Source organism: Pseudidiomarina sp., from assembly GCF_033722695.1.
Lineage (GTDB): Bacteria > Pseudomonadota > Gammaproteobacteria > Enterobacterales > Alteromonadaceae > Pseudidiomarina.
Genome location: NZ_JAWVYM010000007.1, coordinates 38,314 through 63,257, shown reverse-complemented (window position 1 = coordinate 63,257; position 24,944 = coordinate 38,314). Strand labels below are relative to the sequence as shown.

Below are 24,944 nucleotides of genomic sequence, written 5' to 3'. Positions count from 1 at the left end.
GTGCGAGTTACCTACTTATAGTGGTTTAACTATAAAAAATAATAACATTTACCTATGATTAAACGCTCCGCTCAGTTTGCAGTGATTAACGCCGCGCTTATCGTAGCTATAAGTGCGAGTTTTTCATTAGGACTGATCGGTCTTTTAATCAACTGGGCCACTCAACCCGATCAGCTATTCGAGCGGGTTATTTCCTCAACATCAGCAATAGTCGCTTTAGCCGTAAGCCTGGCCTTCGCCGGCATGATCAGAGACCAACGCTGGCTGCAACTTGCAGGCGGTGCCACTGTTGTTCTCAGTGCACTGCACAGCCTGATCACAAATTTATCGGCAACCCATATATTTAATCTGCAGTGGCTCACTCATATTGAAGCTCATTTCTACTCACCCGTCGCAATCATTTTTTTGATTTTGGGTGTCAGCCTGATGCTCAATCCGCGCCAATACCTGCAACGTATCTGGATGCGTGCCTTCGCGGCTGTATTACTGATAGCATCCTTAACTATTGTGGGATTACACCTGACAGAAGATGGCTTCACCTATATAGGCCCACACCCACCAATAACCTCTTTAGCCGGGCTATTTCTATTTCTGATTAGCTCCACCATGATGTTGGTTACACTACCTAACAAAAGTCCGGCTAGCTTTCCCGGCAGAAAGCTCATATACGGAGCCTTCGTGTTTATCTTTATTACCTGTGGTAGCTGGTATTTACTCAGTCTGAACCAGATCCGCTCTGTCGAGGATGAAGCCGTAACGGTCGTAAATAACGTCGCCGAAGCACTTTCTGAGTCGGCGGTACGAAACATGCAGCTAACCAACCGGGTCGCAGCACGCTGGGCCAGCCTTAGACTTGGACCGCAATCAGAACTCGTTCAACAGGATATCTCGATGCTATTGAACGACATGGCTTATCTGGAAGCGATTTTCACCGTCGATAGCAGTGGGCGTTCGCTTTCTCAGCATCAAAGAACTGGCGTTCAGCTTCCAGCAGACCTTCTGGCCCAGCCGCGTGTACAGAATTGGCTTAATGCCCCGGCTCACGACACCGACATGCTGATACCGGCATATACTACGCCGACAAGTGAATCAGTACCTATTCTGGTCATGACACCCGTTGACTATCGGGTTGGTCAACGGTGGTATTTGCTCGCTGTGATTAATTTGCAGGAACTACTTATGGTTGAAACCAAGTTATTGCCACCTGATCTGACCATCTATGCCTCGGTGAATAGCAGTCGGGCATTCCCCATCGGGCAAGGGAAGCAGGTAAATACCACGTCACTGCTTTTATCACAGACTGAATTTATCGTGCCAACAGGCCCTACTGTGCGGTTATCTGTCCTTCTTTACGACTTCGAGGAGCTTTTAAATGCTTCCAACCTGAGGGTGGCACTGGTCTTCCTGGGCTTTATATTTTGTTGCATGTTTTTGGTTATGACGCAACAACACCGCCAGCTATTGCAACATAGTCATCGCCTTACCCGGGCCCAGCGACGCATGCAGACCCAGCAACATCAATTGGAATTCAGTGAGCAGCAACATCGCTCGCTGTTCAGCAATAATCCGGACGCAGTCTTTGCATTGAACAGAGAAGGTATTTTTATAAGCGTCAACCAGGCTGTGGTGGACCTGCTTCAGCTTCCTAAAAGTGAAATACTCGGTCAGCATTTTAGTAAGCTGGTGTTTCCGGAAGACCTCGAGTTAGGTACCAGAGAATTTAAGACCGTGCTCGGTGGCGAGCCCCGCCGTTATGAAGTGCGTGTTTACGACAGTAATACTAATTTACTGCACCTCGACATTACCAATTTACCCATAAAAGTCAGCGGTAAAATTACTGGCTGCTATGGTATTGCCAAAGATATTACCCAGCGAAAAGCAGATGAAGCACACAGGCTCATTCTTGATCGAAGCATTAATGTGTCAACCAACGGCGTGGTCATTTGTGACGCGCAACAAGATGATTTCCCGATTATCTATGTAAATAAGCGCTTTCAGCAGATTACCGGCTATTCTGAGCCAGAAATATTAGGCGTCAACTGTCGCTTCCTGCAGGGTCCCGAAACAGCAGCCGAAAGCGTGGCGCGGATCCGTTCAGCATTGCGGATGAAAACCGAATTGCGTATAGAAGTCCTTAATTATCGCAAGGATGGCACACCGTTCTGGAACGAGCTGCAATTGGCACCGGTGCGCGATGCGGCGGGCATAGTGACTCACTATATCGGGATTCAGAATGATGTCACTGAAAGTGTCAGAAATAAGCAGCAACTAACCTATCAGGCAAAACACGACCTGTTAACTGAGCTGCCCAATCGCACTTCGCTGGAAGCCGAGTTAGTTCGCCTGGTAGAACAGTGGAAACTTGCTGCTTCACCACGCCAACTGGCGGTTCTGGTAATCGACCTTGATGGGTTTAAGCCCATCAACGACGCCATGGGCCTTGAAATCGGCGACCAATTATTAATTGAAGTAGCTCATAGGCTGCATCGCAAGATTCGGGGTAAGCAAACTGTTGGCCGCTTTGGCAGTGACGAATTTGTGGCTATAGTTCCCGACTTGAAAACAGCGCAGGAACTAACCGATCTGATAAATGAGCTTCTTAATTACCTCGCCGAACCATATGAAATTGACACACATAAGATTTATCTGACCGCCAGCATTGGCGTTACTCTTTGCAGAGAATCGATTAAACAGCCAATTGAGCTGATACAACAGGCAGATATCGCCACCACCTTGGCCAAACGCCAGGGCCGTAACCACTATCAGTTTTATGATGGCTCAGATCGCGGCGACTTTGAAGCCCAGGTGCATTTACGCAGCCAGTTCCAACAGGCTATCGATACCGACGAATTGCAGCTTTTTTATCAACCCGTTATTAATCTGCAAAGCAACGAAATATGTGCGGTCGAAGCCTTGATGCGCTGGCAGCTTGACGATGGCAGTCATATTTCTCCAAGCCAGTTTATTCCCTTAGCAGAAGCGACCGGGCAAATTATTCCGGCCAGCAACTGGGCCTTAAGACAGGCCTGTGCCGATTTGAAGTCGCTACGACAGCACAGCGATATATCAGTCGCAGTAAACCTGTCAGCGATGCAATTTAGTCGCGCAAATTTTGTTGAGCATATAATTAATCTGATTCATGAAGGCGGGGTTGCTTTCGAACATATCGAGCTGGAACTGACTGAAAGCATCCTGATGGATGATACCAGCCATGCCATCGAAATTTTAACGCGCCTGCGTCATAGCGGTATTAAAATCGCCATTGACGATTTCGGTACCGGCTTTTCCAGCTTAAGCTATCTGAATCATCTACCTACTGATAAATTAAAGATTGATCGTGCTTTTATTAAGGATATAGTCGAGAGCAGTAAGTCTCGCTTGACGGTTAAGTTAATTATCGACCTGGCGCATCAGCACGGTCTGGTGGTAGTTGCCGAAGGGATTGAAACTGAGGCGCAGGCAGACGTAGTTCGTGGGCTGGGGTGTGACATGGCGCAAGGATACCACTTTGCCCGGCCATTGCCCCGCCGTGAACTTGAAAACCTGCTGCAGCGCCGCCAGGAGACCACCGGTGAATTCAGCTAAACTACACCTTTTATCAGGCCCCACCGCCGCGTTTGCTGGCTACGTCATTGCTGTACATTTATGGGGCTTTTCACCGGCAGCGGCATGGACACTGGCAACAACGTTATGGGTAGCCTGGTGGTGGATAAGTGAAGTGCTGCCGCTACCGGTCACATCACTTTTACCGTTCGTGCTACTTCCGCTCGGCTCAGTAACCTCGGTAAGCGAGACTTCGAGCGCCCTTGGCAATCCGATCATTATGTTATTTATGGCCGCTTTTATGCTCGCCAAAGGCGTTGAGGCAAGCGATGTACATAAACGTATTGCCATTGCCCTGGTCACGCGCGTTGGTAGCGGTAGCGGCCGGCGGATGATATTTGCCTTTATGTTGGCTGCTGCCTTCCTGTCGATGTGGATTTCTAATACCGCCGCGGTGCTTGCTCTGTTACCCGTTGCGCTGGCTCTGGCTGAGGCAAGTAATGATCAAAAGTTTCAGCGCGCCCTTCTGCTTGGTCTTGCTTACTCAGCCTCAGTAGGAGGCATAGCTACACTGGTTGGAACTCCGCCGAACTTGATTTTTGCCTCAGTGTATCAAACCTATACCGGCACCAGCTTTGGCTTTCTCGACTGGATGAAAATTGGCTTGCCCCTGGTCATTATCGGCATTCCACTGATGGCATGGTGGTTAACTCGCGCGGTAACTACGGAATCCGAACTAAAACTAGACGAATCAGGCCCGGTGACGTCCAGCGAACGACGCGTATTGGCTATTTTTGGCCTGGTTATTGTGCTCTGGGTTACCCGAACGGCACCGTTTGGCGGCTGGTCTGCCGGGTTGAGTCTGGAAGGAGTCGGGGACGCCACTGTCGCACTTGCCGGGGTCCTATTGATGTTTGTCGTGAAGGATAAGCAGCAACGGCCCCTGCTGACCTGGCAACAAGCTGTTTCTATACCCTGGGGCATTTTACTGCTCTTTGCCGGCGGCATAGCCCTGGCACAGGGATTCATGAGCAGCGGCCTTAGCGATCAGCTCGGCGACGCACTGGTCGGACTGCGTCATTTACCTTTATGGTTGCTGATTTTTGCTATCGCACTGAGTGTTTCTCTGCTGACTGAGTTTACTTCAAATACCGCAACAGCCACGCTGCTCATGCCCGTTATGGCTGCTACCGCCACGGCGTTGCAGTTACCGCCAGAATTACTCATGATCCCCGCCACCATCGCTTGCAGCTGTGCGTTCTGTATGCCCGTGGCCACTCCGCCCAATTCAATCGTCTTTGCGTCAGAGCGCTTGACTATCAGGCAAATGGTTAAAGCTGGACTGGCGATGAACCTGATGCTCGCCGCCATAACAACTTTATTGGTCATGTTTCTGGTTAGTTAAAGGTGCAGAACCCCCATGTAGTCAGCGATGTTGATATCATAATCCGTCCTCTGCTTTAAAAAGTCCGAAAGGCTTTCCAATGCGTCCGGCTCGCCGTGGACCAGATACACGCGCGTGGTTGGAGCCAGTTTTGAAGCTTTTAGCCAGTCTGCAAGCTCCTGATAGTCGGCATGGCCTGACAGCCCATCCAGGCGGCGTATACGCGCTTTAACGGGTAGCCACTGACCGTGTACCTTGACGCGTTCAACACCATCGAGCATTTTGGCCCCCCGGGTGCCTCCGGCCTGATGCCCTGCGAACAGCACCGTAGCCCGGTGATCGCCCAACCAATGCTTGAAGTGATGAAGTATGCGCCCGCCCGTTGCCATGCCGCTTCCGGCGATTATAATATGGGGTCCAACTTGCTTCGCAATTGCCTTCGATGCTTCCACATCGCGGGTATAAATAACCTGATCCATCGCGGCTTCACATTGGGCGGCTGTTAGCCGATGAAATTCATGAAAGCGGTTATAGATCCCGGACGCATTAATTGCCATCGGGCTGTCCAAAAAAATAGGCTGACGCGGAATCACCCGTTCGTTCATTAAAGTGACCAGCATGTGCTGCAAGAGCTGCGCGCGTCCAATCGAAAAGCTCGGGATCAGCAATACTCCGCCCGCCTGGGCAGTTTCATTGACCACCTCGGCCAGCTGTTGCCAGGTGTCGCCGATCTGGTGACGACGATTGCCATAAGTACTTTCAAGTAGCAAGAGATCAACGTCCGGAAGGGGCTCCGGCGGCCGCATGAGAATATCATCAGGCCGGCCAACATCACCGCTAAACCCTATCCGCCGACCACTACTGCTGGCAATGACACTGGCAGCACCTAACAAATGACCTGCTGGCTGCAGATGGAATTCAATATCACCAATGCTGAACGGCTGATAGAAATCGACTTGCTTAAATAGCTGCAAAGCGGCGCGCGCTGTGGCTTCATCGTAGAGGGCTTCAGGGTTTTGGTGCCTGCTCAGTTGATGCTTCTTATAAAATTTTGCATCTTCTTCCTGTATTCGCCCACTGTCAGGCCAGAGTAACCCGCATAGTTCTGCAGTCGCGTGGTGAGTATAAACAGGGCCGCGATAACCGTGCTGATACAGTACCGGCAGAAAGCCAGAATGATCCAGGTGTGTATGGGTCAGTACCACCGCATCCACTTTATTAATTCCCAGCGGCAATGGCTGCCAATTACGTTGTCGAAGCCATTTGTAGCCTTGGTACAAACCACAGTCGATCAACACGCGCGTCGTGTCGGTCTCCAATAAATACTTCGAGCCGGTAACCGTTTCGCATCCACCCAAAAATATCAGCCGCATTGTCGTTGTTCCTTTAAATTTACATCACAATAGCCAGTCAATTGGTAATCGTTCCAGTATGCGGGTGGCAACCCGACGCCACCAGGAGGCAACAGGCTCATGGCGGTAGCGGGTAACCTCACGTCCGAGCCGCTCCTCCCAGACAATTTTATTATCAATGAGATCGACCTTATAAGCATAGTGCGGCACTGTTTTAGAAAATTCTCTGGCAATCATGCGCGCCAGTTTGTCACTGTGAATAACAAAACCGAGCTCAGTATTCAATTGCACAGAGCGGGGATCAAAATTAAAAGATCCAAAAAACACGCGTTCGTGATCAACCTCAAAGGTTTTGGCATGCAAACTGGAAGCCGAGCTCCCGAAGCGGCCCTTTTTCCCTTTCATTCGTTTGCGCCGCTCTTTACGCTCCTGACGGCGAGCCAGTGGCGATAACCGCTGCAATTCGAACAACTGAATTCCGGCTCGCAGCAAACGCTTTCGCCATTTCGCGTAACCGGCATGAACGACCGCCACATCCGTCGCTGCCAGCGAGTTTGTGAGAATGGCAATAGTTATGCCCTGTCTGGCGAATTTTACTAACTGATCGACGCCCGCCCGGGTAGGTACAAAATAAGGTGAAACCAGATTGATATGTGAGCTGGGCTCCCCTATTGCCTGTTGCAGTTGATGACCAATCAACTGGTGCGGCTTAGCCTTGCCAAGGCCTTTGCTGGGCGGGTCACATACCATGTCCACCCGCGCCCACACAAAATCTAATTCGTGTTCCTTGACCTTCTGAAAGAAGGAAAGCTTCTCAATAGCCTCAACATATTCCTGTGCACCGGGATCCGACTCCACTACTGACGCGCGCTCACTTAAGGCGGATAATGGCTTAGGTTTTGCTATTGTCATGAGTTCGCCAAGAGGGACGGCGGAGTCACAGTTCCAGAAGTTATCGAACATCTGGGAAACACGACCAACTACATCGCCAATCATCAGCGCATCCAGATCGGCAAAGAGCAGATCATCATTCGCCCCAAAGTACTCGTCGCTAATATTGCGGCCGCCGCTAATCAGCATCTGTCCGTCAACGATAAAGGCTTTGTTATGCATGCGCCGGTTAATCCGGCGAAGATCATAAAGGTAGTTAATAAATCGCGGCCAGCGCATACGCAATGGATTAAATAAGCGGATTTCGATATTCGGATGCGCCTGCAGGCCGGTGAGCACCGCGTCCAGCCCTGCAGTATTGATGTCATCCAGCAATAGACGGACTTTGACACCACGATCCGCAGCCTTATGGATTGCCTCAAACATAAGCGCACCGGTGCGATCATTACGCCAGATATAATACTGTAAATCGAGCGTGAACTCGGCCTGTCCGGCAAGCTGAATACGGGCAGCAAAGGCTTCCTGACTGTCAGTCAGCGGCAGTACGCCGGTTTCATCAGGATGTTGAGCCAGCAGCGGACCGATGCTTTCGGCGATCTGGCCGTTATCGCTTCGGTTACTCATCGGCCTTAGCGGGCGCTGGTTGTTGCTCAATTTCACTGGCGCGGCGGGCGCGTTGCGCTTCGTCATGGGGCAGCGGCAGCCAGTCCTGAATGGTGCGGTTAATTAGTCCGGCGAGCGCATCAATATGGGCAGGTTCAGCGTTCAGTGCCGGAATATAGGCATAGTCCTCGCCGCCGGCCTCAATGAAGTACTCGCGGTTTTCCTCACCAATCTCTTCGATAGTTTCAAGGCAATCCGCAGAAAACCCGGGGCACACTACCTGCACCTTCTTGACGCCCTGCTCCGGCAATGCTTTCAGCGTTTTATCGGTGTAAGGCTGTAACCATTCTTCGCGGCCAAAGCGTGACTGGAAGGTTGTCATATATTCGCTTTTATCCAGGCCCAGTCGCTCAGCAATCAGCCGCGTCGTTTTATGACACTCACAATGATAAGGATCGCCCTTGAGCAGGAACTTTTTGGGTACCCCATGGTAAGAAAACAGCAATTTCTGCGGTTTCCCGTGCTGCTCCCAGAAACGCAAGATACGTTGGGCGCAAGCCTCAATATAAGGTTCATAATCATGGTAATGGCTTATAAAGCGAAGGTCAGGCACCCATCGCCGCTTGGTAAAGTCCCGCGCCACCGCATCGAACGTAGAAGCGGTAGTCGCACCACAGTATTGCGGATACAAAGGCAATATCACCAACTTACGGGCGCCTTCATCAAATAACTGCTGCAGGCCGGCAGCTATGCTTGGCTGACCATAACGCATGGCAAAACGGACGATAACATCCTCTCCGTGCTGCTGCCGTAACGACTTTTGCAGCGCCTGAGCCTGGTCTTCTGTATAAAACAGCAGCGGCGAGCCGCGATCGGTCCAGACCGTTTTGTATGCTGCCGCTGAGCGGCGCGGTCTTATTCTCAGGATGACCCCGTTCAGGATCAGCCACCAGAGCACCCGTGGCACTTCTACCACCCGCGGATCAGATAGAAATTCACGCAGGTAGGTGCGCAGTGCCGGCGCTGTTGGTTGCTGCGGCGTGCCTAAGTTGGTGATCAATACACCAACGCGATCAGGTTGCTTATGGCTGAAACTGGGGCTACCACGAAATTCCATTAACTAAACCTTATTTCCAGAGGCGAACTTTCTCGCGAATTTTATTTGTTTCGATCCACTCGTGGAGCTGATCGGCCATACGTTTGCCTTGTTCTACCGCCTGCAACCAGTATTTCTGACGTTCAGTAGCAGACAAATTGGAAAAATCTTTGCGATCAGGGATCTTTCCGTAAGGAAGCGCCTCAATAAATTCGTCTGTCGGCGTCAACAGGATCACTTTAGGCCATACTTTTCCTTCAGTGCGACGCCAGCGCAGACTTTTATCAAACCAGCCCGGAACCACTTCCTGGTGAAAGTGCGGATACAGGACCAGGCCGTCTACAGCGCTCAGATCCGCATCGAAGTGATAGTCGGTGATGCCGCCATCCCGGTAAATCCCGGGGGGCGCACCGGGAATATCCCGCACGCCCTCAATCACCATAGGGATAGAACCCGTTGCCAGCAATGCCGACTTGAAATTAGCCGTCGATAATTTCACATGATGGGTCGGAAATTCGTTCCAGTTACGGGTAAATGCCGCGTCAGACTTCGGGTGATGGAATATAACCCGGTCGTAAAAACGGCCTAACCAACGTCGGTTGATCGCATTTGCCGCAGCGGAGCCAAGTAACCCCATTAACTGAGCGCGACCATCTTTGGCAGCCAGCCCCCGACAGCGCGTAACAATAAAGTGGTGGCGGAATTTGTCCTGCTCCAGGATGTCCGCCACCGCAGTATCAGGAATGTATTCATGGAGCAGCTTACGCGCTTCGTCGGTGATTTCTCGAACATCAGGCTTTTCACTGTAAGTCTGATGACTGTACAGGCGACAAAACAAATCACTTGCGGCTACCGGATCTCGCTGGCCTAGACTGGCAAAACGCCAGGCGCCCGCCGAGGTACCCAACATATCGAGAGGCTGTTTACGCCCCGCCAGAAAATCACCAAATAAATACCGATCCAGACCTTGTAGAATAAACCATTTCGGACCGCCCGATGCGCCCATCAGTAACCCGATGTCGGCCGGCTTAAGTCCTTGTTCCTGAATATGCAACCACGCTTCGCGCCCTGCCCGAATTTGAAGCCAGTCGGCAGCCATGAAGAAGTTTTCCTGCTTTTATGAATGATTTATCTCGTCAGTATACTGCAAAAACGATGCTACAACAGCCTGACACCCACGCCCAATTATCGCACCACAAAGCCGACCATGCTATGCTACTTCGGTCTTGAATTTATTAGCAAAAAATCTAAGTGGAAGCACCTATTCATGAAAGTCATTTCTTTTAATATCAACGGTATTCGCGCGCGTCTCCATCAGCTTGAGGCCCTTATCGCCAAACATCAGCCGGATGTGATTGGCCTGCAGGAAACTAAAGTCCACGACGACCAGTTTCCCCAGGAAGCCGTCGAAGCCCTTGGCTACCACGTTATTTTTCATGGGCAAAAAGGCCACTACGGGGTAGCGCTACTGAGCAAAAAGCCTTTGGCTAATCCGCAATACGGTTTCCCTACGGATGTGGACGATGCCCAGCGCCGGATGATTATGGGCGATTACATTACTGAGAGCGGTGACAGCGTTCGTATTCTGAACGGCTATTTCCCTCAGGGTGAAAGCCGTGACCATGCCATCAAGTTTCCAGCTAAACGGCAGTTTTACGCAGATCTGATGACCTATCTCGAAACCAGTCTGGATCCACAACAACCGGTTATTGTCATGGGCGACGTTAATATCTCCCATCAGGACTGTGATATCGGCATCGGCGAAGATAATGCCAAGCGCTGGCTCCGCACCGGTAAATGTAGCTTCCTTCCGGAAGAGCGCGAATGGCTGAATAAGCTGCTGGACTGGGGTTTGGTAGATACATACCGCATCCAGAACGCTGAACTAACCGACCAATTTAGCTGGTTTGACTATCGTTCGAGGGGCTTTGACGATAACCGCGGGCTGCGTATTGACTTGATCCTTGCTACCGACAAACTGGCAGAACACTGCCTCGAGAGTGGCATCGATTACGAACTGCGTGCCATCGAAAAACCATCTGATCACGCCCCGGTCTGGAGCACCTTCTCACTTAACTAAGTTGATTTAGTCAAACTACAATTGCCGTCAGTGTTCATCTGGCGGCAACTCCCGCAACGCCTTACGTAACATCAAGGCTAAATCCATATAGTTAGGCTGTTTGCGCGGCTCTGTCTGTAGTTTACTGGCCAGTTGCAGGTACCAGTGTTTAAGTTGCGGGGGCAACTGACTATTGGAACGCCGGCCAAGCCAATACCAGCCCTGAAGCGGTAACGACAAAATAAACAACGACGTCACTATTGCCTGGGGCAACAAATTCTCGCCCTGCCACTGCCATTGGACAACAAAATTAAAGACTGCCACCGGCGGCAGCCAGCGCGCCGCAAAATTTACTGCAGGCACTACGGCGGACTCAGTCATAGCAGCCACGACCGCATGGCGCGGCCAAATGCGGGCATAACGCTGGCCATCCCGAAAGATCTTAAAAATTGATTTTCGCATAGTTAATAGACAACCTGCGCACTCTTCAACCAGAGTGCTAATTTGTTTTAATTCAAAAGGTTAGACAGTTCAAACCAGCTAACCCACAGAGTTATCCACATAAAATGTGGAGAAATCACAGTTGATTTGTCACAATGACAACACCTACCCAATAATCACTCAAAATCAGGTCAAACGAGCCCATGTCAGTGTCTGTCTACGGAATTTCAAATTGCGATACCGTGCGTAAAGCACGAAACTGGTTAACCCAGAATAACATCACTCATGAGTTTTGTGATATCAGGAAAACACCCCTAGCGCCAGAGCTTCTGCAAAGCTGGCTAGCGACCGCTGGCAGCGCGGCGCTAATCAACAAGCGCTCGACGACCTGGCGCCAATTGAGCCAGGCAGAACAACAGGCCACAACCACTGCCGATGTGGTTAGCTTGTTACAGACTTATCCTACCCTATTAAAACGACCGGTACTGACTACAGGCACTACCCTGCTAGTCGGCTTTAAACAACAAGAGTGGCAGCAGCAACTGGAGACCGTAAAATGAGCGAAAACAGCCCGGTTATTGCCCTGGCCAGCGAGCTGATCAGTCGCCCTTCGGTAACGCCCGCCGATGAAGACTGTCAGTTAATCATTGGTCAGCGTCTCGCAGCTCTTGGATTCGATCTGGAACCCATGATTTTCTCCGACACAACCAATATGTGGGCACGCCGCGGTAATCAGGGTCCGGTATTCTGCTTTGCCGGGCATACCGATGTGGTGCCTGCGGGCGCTGAACACGCCTGGACCTTTCCACCCTTTGAGCCAACCCTCAGTGGTAGCTACTTACATGGCCGGGGTGCGGCTGATATGAAAGGCAGTTTAGCCGCCATGGTGGTGGCTACTGAGCGCTTTATCGCTGAACATCCCGATCATCGCGGCAGTATAGCCTTTCTGATCACCAGTGACGAAGAAGGGCCGTTTATTAACGGCACGCCGAAAGTGGTTGAGACCCTTGAAGCAAGAAACGAAAAAATCACCTGGTGCCTGGTTGGTGAACCCTCAAGCACTGAAACTCTCGGTGATGTAGTTAAAAACGGACGACGCGGCAGCCTTACCGGCGATTTGACGGTATTTGGTATTCAGGGTCATGTGGCCTACCCGCATCTGGCGGAAAATCCCGTTCATAAGGCAGCGCCGGCAATTTCTGAGTTAAGCGCTATGACCTGGGATCAAGGCAATTCATTTTTTCCGCCAACCAGCTTTCAGATTTCCAACGTCCATGCCGGCACCGGTGCCGGTAATGTAATCCCCGGTGAACTGCTGGTACAGTTTAACTTCCGCTTCAGCACCGAAACCACTGCCGACCTGATAAAAACTGAAGTCACAAATCTGCTGGATCGTCATCAATTGGATTACAATATCAGTTGGAAACTCAATGGTGATCCGTTCTTAACTGCCGACGGCGATTTGGTCGCGGCGACCATAGCGGCGATAAAGGCTCAGACTGGCCGGGCGCCAGTACTGTCAACCGCGGGCGGTACTTCAGATGGCCGATTCATTGCGCCCACCGGCGCGCAGGTCATAGAACTCGGCCCGGTCAATGCCACCATACATAAGGTAAACGAACGGGTCCGTGCCGATGATTTGGACGCCCTTGCGGATATTTACCAAAGGATTCTGGAACGACTGTTATGTTAACGCCTAATCAACTGACCGGCCGCAGCGCAGCGCATGTGACCACTTCACCCGGACTAAGCGACAAGCTTCGTCTGCAGGAAACGGTATGGGGCGCTTTTTTGCTGATGCGCAAAGCGGCCTGCGACGACGGTATCGATATCGCTATTGCTTCAGCCTTCCGCGATTTTGATCGGCAGTTGCTGATCTGGAATAAGAAGTTTAACGGTGAATTACCGCTCTATAGTGATCGGGGCGAGCGACTCGAGCCGCAGCAGCTATCAGCTGCGGAAAAAATCCAGGCAATACTAACCTGGTCGGCGTTACCCGGCGCCAGCCGCCATCATTGGGGTACTGATTTCGACGTCTATGACCCGCGCCCTTTTGCGCACGGTTCGCGGCAACTTGAGCTGGTTGCAGCAGAATATCAGGATGGCGGCCCCTGCTTTAATTTATACACCTGGTTACAGCAACACGCTGCCAGCTATGGCTTCTTCTTTCCGTATGCCCGTTATCAGGGTGGTGTCGCGGCTGAACCCTGGCACCTTAGCTATGCTGATCTGGCGCAGCCCGCCTCCAGCCATTTGACTACCGACCTGCTGCACCAGACCCTCGCAGCTATTGACGAAGAAGAGCTGGCTGGCAAACAGCTGATTCTGGAACAGCTGCCTGAGATTAAACGCAGCTATATAGACAACATTTGCCCGCCCGGTCCACCCGGAGAAACTATATGGTTTGGCTAGCACTGGCACTGGTGTTCGGGGTCGTTATCGGGAACCTGTTACTACTTAAGCATACGGCAAAAATGAAAATGCCGTCGCTTAAGCAACGGCATTCAGACGAGCATCAACAACCCGAAACAAAATCGGATAATAAACCGGACTAAAGTTTCAGGCCTAAACGTGAAGCGACTTCTTCGTAGGCTTCAACAACTCCACCAAGGCCCTGACGGAAGCGATCCTTATCAAGTTTCTTGCCGGTTTCTTTGTCCCAAAGCCGGCAACCATCAGGGCTGAATTCATCTCCCAGCACCAGATTACCTTCAGCATCAGTACCAAATTCGAGTTTAAAGTCGACCAACATCATATCGGCATCATCAAACAGCTTGCGTAAGACATTATTAACCTTCATGGTTAATGCTTTCATTTTTGCCAGTTGGTCAGCTGTAGCCCACCCGAAAGTCTCGGCATGCGACTCGTTAATCATCGGATCATGCAGTGCATCATTCTTGAGAAATAATTCGAAAGTCGCTGGCTCAAGTGCCTGACCTTCTTTGACTCCCAGCCGTCGTGATAACGAACCCGCCGCATAATTTCGCACCACGCATTCAACCGGGATCATCGTCAGCCGTTTTACCAGGGTTTCGGTATCACTGAGCACTTTATCCAGCTGTGTAGGCACACCGGCTTGCTCCAGCGTGGTCATGATGAAGTTATTAAACTTATTGTTCACCATACCCTTGCGATCAAGCTGCTCTACCTTTTCGCCATCAAATGCAGAGGTGTCGTTACGAAAAAGTAATATCAAACGCTCCGGATCATCGGTGGTGTAGACCGTTTTCGCTTTACCCCGATAAAGTTCAGTACGTTTCTCCATGAGCAGCATAATCTCCAGCTAGTAAAAAAATAAAAGATTTAACGTTCGTTCTGACGCCGTATTTCAGCGGCAACAGGACCATAAATGCGGTTAAGCTGCGCAGCCGATAAGGGCTGTCCATCAAAGAAGAAGGTTATTGTTGTCAGGTTCCGATCACCGTTTACATTGATCTCGTATTCGCCTTCAGGAATATCCAACTTACCTTCCACTGAGTCGCGCCAGAAAGCCAGTTTTGACAGGCCACGCTTACCTTTTTCATAAGTCGTGTAGTAATTACCGGCCGATTGGTTTAAATCGTCGATGGTGAAACCCAGCTCCGGTAAAACCGCCCCCATCAGCCCCCAGCTATTCTGGAAGCTGGTATCTAGCGTTAGCGCAGGATATCCGTCATCATTGAAACCAGCGGTCACATCGATATCAGTGCCCGTCGCAACAATGCCCTGCATGTTATTCTGACGTATCGCGATTTCGTTAATAACTCCGTTAAGTAAACGGGTTTCTGCATTGCGATCCGCCACCAGCCCGGGATTGAAATCCTGGCCTGGCCCAGACTGCTGCTTGTCAATCATGTTTACGGTCAATGAAGTGGTTCGACCGTGGTCCGGTGTTGCCATAATAAATTCAAAGCGGCGCTCACTGCGCACCCGCAGCTCCTCTTCGCCAACTTCCCGTTCGTGAACTACCCAGCCAGTCTCCAAACGTTGTTGCGGTTGCTCGCTGGCTACCTCAATTTGCCGGGCTGACAACTCTGCCAGCATACCGGTCCAGACAAACTCAGCTAAGTTGCTCATTCCTTCGATTTCATCAAAGTAAACTTTTACTTCATCCTGAGTTTCTTCAACACGGCTGCCCGCGGCTGTTGCCCATACTAACGTTGGTGACTTTATATTGACGCTTTTCCCAACTGGTTTATTAGCAGGGACAGGCGGCACCTGGTAGAAGGTGCTCGCTTCCGGCACCTTTAAGCCGGGCGCTGGCTTCAGGCCATCATGCAGGCTCGTTTTGGTATAGCTAAAATCGCCTTCTGCTTGTTCCTGAGGAGTAAAACTACATCCTCCGATTACTGCAACACTCAGACAGGTCAGACTGACTACAAAAGATTTCATTCGCACTCCGGGCTCAGATTAATCCAGCTTGTTGTAATGTTTGTTCGATATGTTGTTGCTGTTTAAGTTCCGGCTCTGTCATAGGTAACCGATAATTAGGTTTCAGTTTATTCATCAGGCTGAGAGCCCATTTCACCGGAATTGGGTTGGCCTGAACAAACATAGCTTCGTGCACCGCTGCCATCTGTTTATCCAGTTCCTCAGCACGATCGCGCTCGCCAGCCAGTGCTGCAGTAACCATTGCTTTCATAGTTGCCGGCATCACATTGGCAGTCACACTAATAACCCCATTCCCACCGGCTAAGATGAAGTCACAGCCAGTCGGGTCATCACCGCTCAGTAAAATAAAATCGTCGCCGCAAAGTTCACGCAGACGGCTTACCCGGGCAACATCGCCGGTCGCTTCCTTAATACCAACGATGTTTGGAATTTCAGCCAGTTCAGCCACCTGCTCCGGCAGCAAATCTGCGGCAGTGCGACCGGGCACATTATACAGTAACTGCGGAATATCGCTTACTTCAGCACAAGCGCGATAATGCGCGATGAGTCCGCGTTGTGAGGGCTTATTGTAATACGGGTTAACATTCAGAAAGCCAGCCAGTTTAAGATGGCTCATGCGCTCTGTCAGATGCACAGCCTCAGAGGTTGAATTTGAACCGTTGCCGGCAATGACGGCGATCCGCCCTGCTGCAAGTTCAGCCACCGCGCTGACGACCAGAATATGCTCGTCATGGCTCATTGTTGCTGACTCGCCAGTGGTACCCATAGCAACAATAGCGTCGGTACCCTGCTCACAGTGCCAGTTAACTAATTCTTCAAGTTGCGCGTAGTCCACATTGCCATGCGCTGTGAATGGAGTCACCAGTGCGACAATACTGCCTGTTAACATGCTTGCTCCCCGTTTTTCACTAAGTAGACAATGGTACTTTTAGTACTTATTAAACACAAGGATAATAGCTTTTTTGCAGATTCAATCTGCTTCCCATACCATGATAAACAGCTTCATTATGAAATTACCCCTTAAAGCAACCAGAAGTAACTAAGGAACAATCATGAAAACCTTGAAAACCGGCGAAAAAGCGCCAGCCTTCGAACTTCCCGATGCTGACAATAAATCCGTAGCTCTTGCCGACTTACTGAAAGATGGCCAGGTACTGGTTTATTTTTACCCGAAGGCGATGACTCCCGGCTGCACTGTGCAGGCCCAGCAGCTGCGCGATCATCAGTCCGAGCTCGCTGCCTTGCGTGTTCGTACCGTTGGTATCAGCCCGGATGCGCCGAAACGACTGGCTAAATTTACTGAGCGCGATAACCTTAACTTTTCGCTGTTAAGCGATGAGGATCACGAGGTTGCTGAAGCTTTTGGAGTTTGGGGCCCGAAAAAATTTATGGGAAAAGAGTACGATGGCATCCACCGTATCAGCTTTCTAATCAACCAGGACGGTACCATTGCCAGGGTCTTTGATAAATTCAAAACGAAAGATCACCACCAGGTAGTGCTGGACGCCCTGTCCGACTAATACTTAATATCTATCCGTCAGCGGGCATTATCGGTTCGTCAGGAGCCGATAATGCCGTTAGCACCGCCTTCACCAGGCTTGCCAGGGGGATTGCGAAAAACACCCCCCAAAATCCCCAGAGAGCGCCAAACACCAGCACCGCCGCGATAATGTAAACCGGATTAAGGCTCACAGCCTCCGAGAACAGCAAAGGCACCAGCAAATTACCGTCCAGTGCCTGGATAACGAGATAAGTTATCATCACGTAGGCAAACATCGAGCTCCATCCAAACTGAAATAGCGCCACCAGAAACACCGGAATAGTTGCTACCGCAGCACCGATATAGGGAATGAGTACCGACAGCCCCACCAGCACAGCCAGCAGCACCGCATACCGCAGATCGAACAAGGCAAAACCGATATAGGTGACGACGCCGACGATGACTACTTCCAATGCTTTGCCGCGGATGTAATTCATAATCTGCAGGTTCATTTCATCGCCAACCTGCGAGATCAGGCGGCGGTTGTTTGGCAGAACGCTACCGAGATGCGCCAGCAGTAGGCGCTTATCTTTTAACATAAAGAAGATCAGCAATGGCACCACAATTAAATAGATTAGCAACGCCATAATGCCAACCAGGCGGTGCAGCGACTGGCTCAGAAACATTTCACTAAGCAACAGTCCGCGCTGGGTCATCGATTCGATAAATCGGTTAATGTTGTCCTGACTGACATAATCAGGAAACATCTCCGGCAACCGATCCAGTAACACGCGGGTTTGTGTGAACATCTGTGGCAGTTCATTGAACAGCGCCACACTCTGTTGCCAGATAACCGGGACCAGAAATATAAGTAAGGCGACGTTAATCGCAATAAACAACAGAAACACGATTATCACTGCAACGAGACGCGAAAGCCCCGCTTGCTGTAGTCGCTGTGCCGGCCAATCAAGCAAATAGGCCAGCACAATAGCGACCAGAATCGGCGCCAGAATGTTACTGAACAAAATAATTAGCGTAAACGTAACAGCTAATAGCAAAAAAAGAGTAATCGCGTCGGGGTCGGAGAATTTTCGGTTATACCAGTTTTTTAGATACTCCCACATATGCGGGTAAACTCCATGCTTGATCTATTAGCGACATCATAGACCTGAATGCCTTTTAGTTACAGTTTAAACTGGTCATAATGGGGAACCTTTGAGCACATTGTTTATCCTAGTCAGCAGTACCCAAGAATGGTAGTAATCATGCAATTTCCCAGAATTTCAGTAATGTTGGCGGCGACGGTGCTTAGTTTCATGTTCGCCAACGCCAGCGCGCAGAGCCGGTTGCCTGAAATTGGCACCACTGGCGCCAGTGTCATGTCCATCGAAAAAGAACAGACTTTTGGTGACTTATATATGCGCCAGGTGCGAGCGACTGCGCCCATCGCTGGTGATCCCGTTCTCAATGAATACCTGAAAGACTTGGGCAACCGTCTCGTGCGCGAGGCCGATGATGTGCGTTTTCCTTTCACTTTTTTCTGGGTCAACCAGGATCAGATTAACGCCTTCGCATTTTTCGGTGGCTACATTGGCATTAACACCGGTCTGATAGCAGAAACCCAAACTGAGTCGGAGTTGGCATCTGTGGTTGCCCACGAGGTCGCCCATGTATCTCAGCGTCACCTGGTGCGCAATATGGGAAGTATGCAGAATGCCGGCCCCGCCACTATCGCTGCCGTGGTTGGTTCGTTATTGCTGTCCATGGTCAGCCCGGACCTGGGGATGGCAGCAATGTCCGGAGCGCTCGCGGGCGTCCAGCAAGCCAGCATCAATTATACCCGGATGTATGAGCAGGAAGCCGATCGCATTGGTCTGAACATGATGGCTCGCGCAGGCTTCGACCCGCAGGGAGCGCCTGACTTCTTTGGCCGCATGGCAGAAAAATATCGTTATGCCAGTAAGGTGCCCGCCATGTTACAGACTCACCCTGTCAGCGAAGCGCGAATTGCCGATACCCGCCAGCGTGCGGAGCAAATGCCACGACCATTGGTTCGTGATCAGAGCCGTTACTGGCTGGCTAAATATCGTGTGCAAACCCGCCACCTCAAGCAACTGAACAAAGCCGCACTGACTAATGCTATGGCAAACGCTAATAATAATATCGCACAGGCAGCGCGGTATGGTCTGGCAATACTGCAGCTCGATCAGGGCCAGCCGGAACAGGCTTTAACTACGCTGCAGCCCCTGCTGCAACGCGATCCTATGAACGCATTTTACCTTGATGTGCAAACAGACATTCTGCTGGCGCTCAAGCGATATGAAGACGCTCTGAAAATGCTGGAGAAAGCCTATATTCGCGAGCCAAACGAACAGACCATCACACTGAACTTCGCCAATGCAGCGCTCGAAGCAGGCCAATATGACCTGGCGACCCGGTTGCTGCGTGATTATCTGACACGGGATGATGACAATGTACTGGCTATCGACTTGCTTATAGATGCCTACCGTCGCAAAGGTGACCCCAGTTCAATGTTTGAATATCAGTCACGCTTATACGCGCTTTATGGGGACTTTGATGAAGCAATCAACAGTTTGCACCGGGCCCATAAACAAAGCAGTAGCGAACTTGAACAGCGTCGTCTGCAGGCTCGGGTTGAGCAACTCATGGAACAAAAACGGCAATTGGAAGCGCTCAGGTAGTTAGCCGTTTTGCGCCGTTGCCCGATGCAATGACTCAATGGTTTGCTCACCGAGCAACGGACCTTTCACTTCTCCCTCCGGAGTAATGATATAAGTCGCAGGCAACATCTGTGGCGTAGTAAAAGGTAGATTGGGCAGCGGTTGATTCTGAATCAGCGGAAAACGAATATCATACCGTTCGCGCAAGGATGCCAGTGCCTCGTTATTGAGCCCGTCAAAACTAACACCAAATAGCTGAATTTTTTCACCAGCCTCTTCATAAAAGGCATTCAGTTCGGGTAACTCCCGCAGACAGGGCGCACACCATTCAGCAAAATAGTTTACCACCACGTAGTTGCCACGCAGTTCATTCCAGCGCATCGGACCCTGAGTATCAGTGTGAAAATCAGCCGCTGGCGAACAACCGCCCAACATCATAACTGCCAGCAGCGCGCTGCTGAGCGCCTGTAAAAATCGACAACGCATAGAGGATCCCTTAAGCTATATTTATAATTTCAAATGAGGTATTCGCATGTCTGAAGTATCAATCTACCACAACCCCCGTTGCTCCAAAAGCCGCCAGACGCTGCAGTTACTTGAACAACATGATATTCAGCCAGAGATTATTGATTACCTGAATAATCCGCCCTCGGTTAAGGACATCAGGGAGCTCCTGCACCAGTTAGGCTTCGTTTCAGCGCGCGAACTGATGCGTTCTAAAGAAACGATTTATAAAGAGATGGATCTGGCATCAGTGACCGACGAAAACGAATTATTAGCTGCCATGGCCGCCCACCCCAAACTCATCGAAAGGCCTGTTGTGATTTGTAATAACCGCGCACGGCTTGGTCGCCCGCCTGAAGCTGTGCTGGATATTCTGCCGTGAGCACTCGTATTCTGGTGCTCTATTACAGTCGCACCGGCGCGACCCGGAAACTCGCTGATATCATTGCGCAGGGAATCACCAGTGCGGGCGGCGAGGCTGTTATGCGCACCGTACAAACTGAAGGTGACCCGGCCAGCGCCCGGGATATGATTGTCAGTGAAGATGATCTGCGCAATTGTGATGGGCTTATCATGGGCAGCCCGACCCGTTTCGGGCATATGAGCAGCGCTTTACAGAAGTTCTGGGAAACGACCTCAGCGGTCTGGGTGCGCGGCAGCCTGGTCGATAAGCCGGCCGCGGTTTTTACCTCTAGCAGTTCGATGCACGGAGGCCAGGAAACAACCCTATTGTCCATGGCTGTTCCTTTATTACATCAGGGAATGGTTTTATGTGGCATCCCATACACCGAGCCGGCAATTCAGAATACCGATGCCGGCGGCACCCCTTATGGAGCCAGCCACGTCGATCACGTTGCTGGCAGCAACCTGAACCGTTCGGAAAAAGATGCGGCAATTACACTTGGTGAACGCGTTACGCGAATAGCCACTCATTTACGCTCAGCTAACGCATAAAAAGGCAGTTTATGAATTCTGGTATCCGGTTATTTCGCATGCTTGCTTTAACGGCCTACCTGGCCCTGCTGGCCCTGATGTTGGTCTGGCAGCTTCAGTGGAGCCAAACCAGCGAGCTCAGCCCGCTATTCCGTGTGTTATTGTGGGTCGTGCCGCTGCTGTTTCCATTGGTGGGAATTATCCGCGGAAAGCCCTACACCCATGCCTGGGCCAATTTTATTTTGATGTGGTACTTTCTGCATAGTCTGACTTTGCTGTACGTTGCGCCTGAACAACGGCACCTGGCAATTGGCGAGCTACTGCTCACCACGCTGGCCTTTATTGGCTGTACCGGCTATGCCCGGAATCAGGGGCGGGCCCTGGGGTTAGGTCTGAAAAAACTGAAGAAAGATTAAATACCCAGTATCCGTTTTACAAACGGCGTCGTTAACCGCCGCTGCTCGGTAATTGAGGCGCGATCAAGTTGTGCCAGACATTGCATCAGTTCACCTAAATCACGGCCCAGTCGCTGCACCATAAACTGTGCCGTATCATCCCGCAGCACCAATCCAAGAGTCCGCGCACGACGCTGCAAAGCGCGGGCCTTATCGGTATCACTCAAAGGCTTTAAATGAAACGAAACGCCCCATTGCAATCGTGACCTCAAATCGGCCACCGCGACATCAATATGGACCGCCGAACCTGCAGCGGTAACGATCATCTGTCCACGACCGGCATCGTGAATCCGGTTAAATAACGCAAAGAGTTCGAAACACCAGGCCTCGTTGTCGGTTACCGCATCAATATCATCAATACAAATCAGATCGTAAACTTCAATGCCGCGTAGCATCTCGGGTTGCATGGCCGCCAGTTCCGCCATCGGCAAATAAATGACGGTGCCCTGCTCTGCTGCGCACAGGGCGTAAAGCAAATGGCTTTTACCCACACCGGCGCTACCCCATAAGTAGACAAAAGGCTGCCGGGTTTGCCGCAAGATGTTAGCTATTTCGCGGTTATCGCCCACCACAAAAGTAGCAAAGGTCTGATCGTCTGGCAGCTGAAGCTCCAGCGGTAACTGCGGTGAACTCATTCGGACTGAACCCACCGGTAACTTGGCGTATGCTTTTCTGCAGTGCTGTTTTCAGGCGCGGAGATCGGGCGCATTTGCTTGCTCAGATCGATTGCCTGCATTATTCGCGCCGGCTCAGCCTTTAAGCTGAGTTCAAATTCTGCTCTGTTTCGGCCGAAGGTGACAAGCTGCACAGAGTTGACTGACGGTAGTGAACTAAGCAACTGTTCCGCCCGAATCACCTGAATCAAATCAGCCAGATCATAAACCTGTATACGCCAGGAACTGATTTTCTCAACCTCAGCGCCGATACGGTAGCGCTTGGCCAAACGGGTACTTAAGTCGGCAATAAGCTTAGCGCCAAGGCCACTACGGTCCATGCCGGTCACTTCGCCGCGCCAGCGCAACTCGCCCAGCTGCAACGTCCAGTCCAGCATCCAACGGTCCGTGGTCACTGCCGAGTCGGCCTGAAATACCCGTGCTATAACCATGCCATCAGGGCTATAACGGATACTGGCAAACTCTAACTGATGTTCAAATCGCCCCCACACATCCAAAACCGATATGCTCATGTTGTCGTTAAGGTCCAGTAATGGCAGTTTAATCGGCAGTCCGCGGCTGGCGGCAGCATTCCTAAGCTGTTGGACGAAAACGGTCTCATCACCGCTGGCGATCAATTGACGTTGCAGTGACTCGTCTTCTATCGCTAACCAAATCAATATTTCGGGTCGCAGATTGCTCCATATCCCGGAGCCCGCTTGCTGAATCAGCTGGTTCACTTTTTCCCGGTCGAACTGGGCCCACAACAGCAGTTCATCTTCCTGGCGGTACCCGTACTGCACGACATAATCACGAACGCTGCGAAGGGCCTGCTGTACAGATGGTTGTTCAAATAGCGAATCATCGCCGGAGATCTTCAGCAGCGCCTGCCGCAAGGCTGCCTGCAAGGCTTGGTTCCGTTCATTGGCAGCCTGAGAGCTAACAGCTACGCTGCTTTGGTAGAGTTGTTGAAGCTCGACGGCAGCATGGGCCGGGCTTGCTATCAGGGCAAGCGTAAGCCAACCACAACATAAAAGAACAAAACGCATATAAACCCCAATTTTTATCGTTAGCAACATAATAAACACCCGTCTCCCCCGGGGCAAGCCAGATACGGCACGAATCTGCCCATACCGTTTCGGCACGTGGGCTAACGTGCTAAACTTTTCAGCAGAATCAGACCAAGGACCCATCAGGCATGCTCAAGCAACAACTCCGCGCTATCAGTTCACTCTTAAGCAGCATTACGCTAATTGGTATCTGCGTCGGCATGACCAGTACCCTGCTGAGTCTGAGAGCAACGATTGAAGATTTCGGCACCCTGACCACGGGTGTCATTATGTCGGCCTATTTTATCGGCTTTCTGTTTGGCACCACCCGTGCCCCTAAGGACATTAAACGAGTCGGTTACATTCGCGCTTTTGGCGGACTAACAGCCTTAGCCGCCGTTTCTATTCTGATGCAGGCAATCTGGGTCGACCCGACTGTCTGGTTTGTTATGCGGTTCTTAACCGGCTTCGCTATCTCGGGCATTTTCGTGATCGTCGAGAGCTGGCTAAATACTATGGCCGATAACAAAAATCGCGGAACCTTGCTCTCAGTTTATCTGGTACTTATTTATGGTGGCCTGGTGGCTGGCCAGCTCGTTCTCGGCGTTGCCGACCCATCAGGCTTTATTGCTTTTGGCATCGCGGCCCTGCTGCTCAATCTGGCGCTGATCCCCATTTTAATTAGCGTTACTGTAGAGCCCACCACCCATGAGACCCGCAAGGTACCCATCCTGAGCCTGCTGAAACTGGTGCCGCTGGGTATAGTAAACGCCTTTATCATGCAGGCTTGTTATGCCATGTTTTACGCCATTGGACCTATGTATGCCACTTATATCGGGCTAAGTGTCATGCAGGTCGTTATTTTTATGGCGTCGTTTATTTTGGGCGGCATGCTTGCTCAGGCACCCGTAGGATTGCTGTCGGATCGTTATGATCGGCGAATGATTATGGCTGCCTGCGCCGGCTCCGCAGCCCTTATGGCGCTGATTTTATCGCAGCTAGGGCCGTCGGTAGTCTGGCTTATTTATGTCTGTGTCGCGCTCTTTGGCGCCGCGGCATTGCCGCTTTATTCACTGGGCATGGCGCACACCAATGACTTCCTGGAAAAAGACCAGATGGTGGGTGCCACTGGTGCCATTATTAAGGTTGGCGGCATCGGCTCAATTATTGGTGCGCCGGCGGTAGCAGCGCTAATGCAATTCGGTGCCGTTCATTATTTCTTCCTGCTCATTATGCTGCTAACGATGATCGTCTGCGGCTATTCGTTATTCCGCATTACCCGCAGAGCCAAGCCCGAAGATCAGGCACACTCAAGCTTTGCCATGCTCGGGCCGTCACAGACTTCAGAGGAGTTGCTGACCACCCTCTCGGCGGAACAGGAATATATTGACGAACTCGCCAGCCAGGATGCAGAAACGGCAACGGACACTCAGGATAAAACCTGATCCG

General features: G+C 51.1%; 25 protein-coding genes. 13 read left to right on the top strand and 12 right to left on the bottom strand.

From position 1 onward, the window contains the following. Window positions 1-54 precede the first annotated feature (54 nt). On the top strand, window positions 55-3,585 hold the full coding sequence (locus R3196_RS04635; RefSeq protein WP_318935487.1) for an EAL domain-containing protein: 3,531 nt from the start codon (window positions 55-57) through the stop codon (window positions 3,583-3,585). Further along, a complete protein-coding gene (locus tag R3196_RS04630; protein WP_318935486.1) occupies window positions 3,572-4,948 on the top strand; it encodes an SLC13 family permease in 1,377 nt (458 codons plus the stop codon). Before R3196_RS04635 ends, R3196_RS04630 begins: the two co-directional genes overlap by 14 nt. Here R3196_RS04630 and R3196_RS04625 read toward each other — a convergent pair. Genes R3196_RS04625 through R3196_RS04610 form a run of 4 tightly spaced genes read right to left on the bottom strand, consistent with a single transcriptional unit; the run spans window position 4,945 to window position 9,968 of the window. Continuing rightward, the gene (locus R3196_RS04625; protein WP_318935485.1) at window positions 4,945-6,300 is read right to left on the bottom strand and encodes an MBL fold metallo-hydrolase; all 1,356 of its coding nucleotides are present in this window, start codon (window positions 6,298-6,300) and stop codon (window positions 4,945-4,947) included. The two genes, R3196_RS04630 and R3196_RS04625, sit on opposite strands and share 4 nt — an antisense overlap. 24 nt (window positions 6,301-6,324) lie before the next feature. After that, window positions 6,325-7,794, bottom strand: coding sequence for a phospholipase D family protein (locus R3196_RS04620; RefSeq protein WP_318935484.1), 1,470 nt, complete (start codon window positions 7,792-7,794; stop codon window positions 6,325-6,327). Then, window positions 7,787-8,890 (bottom strand): ferrochelatase, encoded by a 1,104-nt coding sequence (gene hemH / locus R3196_RS04615; protein WP_318935483.1) that lies wholly within the window; start codon window positions 8,888-8,890, stop codon window positions 7,787-7,789. Before hemH ends, R3196_RS04620 begins: the two co-directional genes overlap by 8 nt. A gap of 10 nt (window positions 8,891-8,900) precedes the next feature. Beyond that, on the bottom strand, window positions 8,901-9,968 hold the full coding sequence (locus R3196_RS04610; RefSeq protein WP_318935482.1) for an alpha/beta hydrolase: 1,068 nt from the start codon (window positions 9,966-9,968) through the stop codon (window positions 8,901-8,903). A gap of 168 nt (window positions 9,969-10,136) precedes the next feature. Between R3196_RS04610 and xthA the strand changes: the two genes are divergently transcribed. Further along, window positions 10,137-10,949, top strand: a complete 813-nt coding sequence (xthA, locus tag R3196_RS04605) for an exodeoxyribonuclease III (protein ID WP_318935481.1) — start codon at window positions 10,137-10,139, stop codon at window positions 10,947-10,949. A 27-nt stretch (window positions 10,950-10,976) separates the two neighbouring features. Here the strand turns inward: xthA and yfbV are convergent, their stop codons facing one another. Next, the gene (yfbV, locus tag R3196_RS04600; RefSeq protein ID WP_318935480.1) at window positions 10,977-11,390 is read right to left on the bottom strand and encodes a terminus macrodomain insulation protein YfbV; all 414 of its coding nucleotides are present in this window, start codon (window positions 11,388-11,390) and stop codon (window positions 10,977-10,979) included. 182 nt (window positions 11,391-11,572) lie between these two features. Here yfbV and R3196_RS04595 point away from each other — a divergent pair, with 182 nt between their 5' ends. The 4 genes from R3196_RS04595 to R3196_RS04580 are packed head-to-tail and all read left to right on the top strand — an operon-like array spanning window position 11,573 to window position 13,924. After that, the gene (locus R3196_RS04595; protein ID WP_318935479.1) at window positions 11,573-11,929 is read left to right on the top strand and encodes a Spx/MgsR family RNA polymerase-binding regulatory protein; all 357 of its coding nucleotides are present in this window, start codon (window positions 11,573-11,575) and stop codon (window positions 11,927-11,929) included. Next, complete coding sequence (gene dapE / locus R3196_RS04590; RefSeq protein WP_318935478.1) at window positions 11,926-13,062, top strand: succinyl-diaminopimelate desuccinylase; 1,137 nt, start codon at window positions 11,926-11,928, stop codon at window positions 13,060-13,062. Before R3196_RS04595 ends, dapE begins: the two co-directional genes overlap by 4 nt. Beyond that, a complete protein-coding gene (locus tag R3196_RS04585; RefSeq protein WP_318935477.1) occupies window positions 13,056-13,781 on the top strand; it encodes a M15 family metallopeptidase in 726 nt (241 codons plus the stop codon). Before dapE ends, R3196_RS04585 begins: the two co-directional genes overlap by 7 nt. Further along, window positions 13,769-13,924, top strand: coding sequence for a DUF2897 family protein (locus R3196_RS04580; protein WP_318935476.1), 156 nt, complete (start codon window positions 13,769-13,771; stop codon window positions 13,922-13,924). The genes R3196_RS04585 and R3196_RS04580 overlap by 13 nt, the downstream gene beginning before the upstream one ends. Here R3196_RS04580 and purC read toward each other — a convergent pair. From purC to dapA, 3 genes are read right to left on the bottom strand one after another with little or no spacing between them, the layout of a single operon-like run. Then, entirely contained in the window at window positions 13,921-14,634 is a 714-nt protein-coding gene (gene purC / locus R3196_RS04575) for a phosphoribosylaminoimidazolesuccinocarboxamide synthase (protein ID WP_318935475.1), read from the bottom strand. The genes R3196_RS04580 and purC overlap by 4 nt on opposite strands. Before the next feature lie 38 nt (window positions 14,635-14,672). After that, complete coding sequence (gene bamC, locus R3196_RS04570; RefSeq protein WP_318935474.1) at window positions 14,673-15,740, bottom strand: outer membrane protein assembly factor BamC; 1,068 nt, start codon at window positions 15,738-15,740, stop codon at window positions 14,673-14,675. Window positions 15,741-15,753: 13 nt separating this feature from the next. After that, on the bottom strand, window positions 15,754-16,629 hold the full coding sequence (gene dapA / locus R3196_RS04565) for a 4-hydroxy-tetrahydrodipicolinate synthase (protein ID WP_318935473.1): 876 nt from the start codon (window positions 16,627-16,629) through the stop codon (window positions 15,754-15,756). A 163-nt stretch (window positions 16,630-16,792) separates the two neighbouring features. Here dapA and bcp point away from each other — a divergent pair, with 163 nt between their 5' ends. Further along, window positions 16,793-17,260 (top strand): thioredoxin-dependent thiol peroxidase, encoded by a 468-nt coding sequence (gene bcp / locus R3196_RS04560; protein WP_318935472.1) that lies wholly within the window; start codon window positions 16,793-16,795, stop codon window positions 17,258-17,260. Window positions 17,261-17,270: 10 nt separating this feature from the next. Here the strand turns inward: bcp and R3196_RS04555 are convergent, their stop codons facing one another. Then, window positions 17,271-18,344 (bottom strand): AI-2E family transporter, encoded by a 1,074-nt coding sequence (locus R3196_RS04555; protein WP_318935471.1) that lies wholly within the window; start codon window positions 18,342-18,344, stop codon window positions 17,271-17,273. A 141-nt stretch (window positions 18,345-18,485) separates the two neighbouring features. On the opposite strand from R3196_RS04555, the gene R3196_RS04550 reads away from it, so the two are divergent. Further along, window positions 18,486-19,922, top strand: a complete 1,437-nt coding sequence (locus R3196_RS04550) for a M48 family metalloprotease (RefSeq protein ID WP_318935470.1) — start codon at window positions 18,486-18,488, stop codon at window positions 19,920-19,922. Here R3196_RS04550 and R3196_RS04545 read toward each other — a convergent pair whose 3' ends face one another. Further along, window positions 19,923-20,387 (bottom strand): TlpA disulfide reductase family protein, encoded by a 465-nt coding sequence (locus tag R3196_RS04545; protein WP_318935469.1) that lies wholly within the window; start codon window positions 20,385-20,387, stop codon window positions 19,923-19,925. 46 nt (window positions 20,388-20,433) lie between these two features. Here R3196_RS04545 and arsC point away from each other — a divergent pair, with 46 nt between their 5' ends. From arsC to R3196_RS04530, 3 genes are read left to right on the top strand one after another with little or no spacing between them, the layout of a single operon-like run. Beyond that, a complete protein-coding gene (gene arsC, locus R3196_RS04540) occupies window positions 20,434-20,787 on the top strand; it encodes an arsenate reductase (glutaredoxin) (protein WP_318935468.1) in 354 nt (117 codons plus the stop codon). Next, a complete protein-coding gene (wrbA, locus tag R3196_RS04535) occupies window positions 20,784-21,359 on the top strand; it encodes an NAD(P)H:quinone oxidoreductase (RefSeq protein WP_318935467.1) in 576 nt (191 codons plus the stop codon). Before arsC ends, wrbA begins: the two co-directional genes overlap by 4 nt. A gap of 38 nt (window positions 21,360-21,397) precedes the next feature. Next, window positions 21,398-21,754 (top strand): DUF2069 domain-containing protein, encoded by a 357-nt coding sequence (locus R3196_RS04530; protein WP_413242897.1) that lies wholly within the window; start codon window positions 21,398-21,400, stop codon window positions 21,752-21,754. Here R3196_RS04530 and hda read toward each other — a convergent pair. Both hda and R3196_RS04520 read right to left on the bottom strand, forming a co-directional pair. Beyond that, complete coding sequence (gene hda, locus R3196_RS04525) at window positions 21,751-22,428, bottom strand: DnaA regulatory inactivator Hda (protein ID WP_318935465.1); 678 nt, start codon at window positions 22,426-22,428, stop codon at window positions 21,751-21,753. The two genes, R3196_RS04530 and hda, sit on opposite strands and share 4 nt — an antisense overlap. Beyond that, window positions 22,425-23,495, bottom strand: a complete 1,071-nt coding sequence (locus R3196_RS04520) for a DUF2066 domain-containing protein (RefSeq protein WP_318935464.1) — start codon at window positions 23,493-23,495, stop codon at window positions 22,425-22,427. Before R3196_RS04520 ends, hda begins: the two co-directional genes overlap by 4 nt. Window positions 23,496-23,644: 149 nt before the next feature. Here R3196_RS04520 and R3196_RS04515 point away from each other — a divergent pair, with 149 nt between their 5' ends. Continuing rightward, entirely contained in the window at window positions 23,645-24,940 is a 1,296-nt protein-coding gene (locus R3196_RS04515; RefSeq protein WP_318935463.1) for an MFS transporter, read from the top strand. Window positions 24,941-24,944: the final 4 nt, after the last annotated feature.

Coding starts and splice junctions, on each gene's coding strand:
- yfbV (WP_318935480.1), bottom strand. CDS start 11,390: ATGCGAAAATCAATTTTTAAGATCTTTCGGGATGGCCAGCGTTATGCC.
- R3196_RS04580 (WP_318935476.1), top strand. CDS start 13,769: ATGGTTTGGCTAGCACTGGCACTGGTGTTCGGGGTCGTTATCGGGAAC.
- R3196_RS04585 (WP_318935477.1), top strand. CDS start 13,056: ATGTTAACGCCTAATCAACTGACCGGCCGCAGCGCAGCGCATGTGACC.
- R3196_RS04530 (WP_413242897.1), top strand. CDS start 21,398: ATGCTTGCTTTAACGGCCTACCTGGCCCTGCTGGCCCTGATGTTGGTC.
- hemH (WP_318935483.1), bottom strand. CDS start 8,890: ATGGAATTTCGTGGTAGCCCCAGTTTCAGCCATAAGCAACCTGATCGC.
- R3196_RS04635 (WP_318935487.1), top strand. CDS start 55: ATGATTAAACGCTCCGCTCAGTTTGCAGTGATTAACGCCGCGCTTATC.
- R3196_RS04595 (WP_318935479.1), top strand. CDS start 11,573: ATGTCAGTGTCTGTCTACGGAATTTCAAATTGCGATACCGTGCGTAAA.
- R3196_RS04545 (WP_318935469.1), bottom strand. CDS start 20,387: ATGCGTTGTCGATTTTTACAGGCGCTCAGCAGCGCGCTGCTGGCAGTT.
- R3196_RS04550 (WP_318935470.1), top strand. CDS start 18,486: ATGCAATTTCCCAGAATTTCAGTAATGTTGGCGGCGACGGTGCTTAGT.
- xthA (WP_318935481.1), top strand. CDS start 10,137: ATGAAAGTCATTTCTTTTAATATCAACGGTATTCGCGCGCGTCTCCAT.
- arsC (WP_318935468.1), top strand. CDS start 20,434: ATGTCTGAAGTATCAATCTACCACAACCCCCGTTGCTCCAAAAGCCGC.
- bcp (WP_318935472.1), top strand. CDS start 16,793: ATGAAAACCTTGAAAACCGGCGAAAAAGCGCCAGCCTTCGAACTTCCC.
- dapE (WP_318935478.1), top strand. CDS start 11,926: ATGAGCGAAAACAGCCCGGTTATTGCCCTGGCCAGCGAGCTGATCAGT.
- bamC (WP_318935474.1), bottom strand. CDS start 15,740: ATGAAATCTTTTGTAGTCAGTCTGACCTGTCTGAGTGTTGCAGTAATC.
- R3196_RS04620 (WP_318935484.1), bottom strand. CDS start 7,794: ATGAGTAACCGAAGCGATAACGGCCAGATCGCCGAAAGCATCGGTCCG.
- dapA (WP_318935473.1), bottom strand. CDS start 16,629: ATGTTAACAGGCAGTATTGTCGCACTGGTGACTCCATTCACAGCGCAT.
- R3196_RS04520 (WP_318935464.1), bottom strand. CDS start 23,495: ATGCGTTTTGTTCTTTTATGTTGTGGTTGGCTTACGCTTGCCCTGATA.
- R3196_RS04515 (WP_318935463.1), top strand. CDS start 23,645: ATGCTCAAGCAACAACTCCGCGCTATCAGTTCACTCTTAAGCAGCATT.
- R3196_RS04610 (WP_318935482.1), bottom strand. CDS start 9,968: ATGGCTGCCGACTGGCTTCAAATTCGGGCAGGGCGCGAAGCGTGGTTG.
- R3196_RS04625 (WP_318935485.1), bottom strand. CDS start 6,300: ATGCGGCTGATATTTTTGGGTGGATGCGAAACGGTTACCGGCTCGAAG.
- R3196_RS04555 (WP_318935471.1), bottom strand. CDS start 18,344: ATGTGGGAGTATCTAAAAAACTGGTATAACCGAAAATTCTCCGACCCC.
- hda (WP_318935465.1), bottom strand. CDS start 22,428: ATGAGTTCACCGCAGTTACCGCTGGAGCTTCAGCTGCCAGACGATCAG.
- purC (WP_318935475.1), bottom strand. CDS start 14,634: ATGGAGAAACGTACTGAACTTTATCGGGGTAAAGCGAAAACGGTCTAC.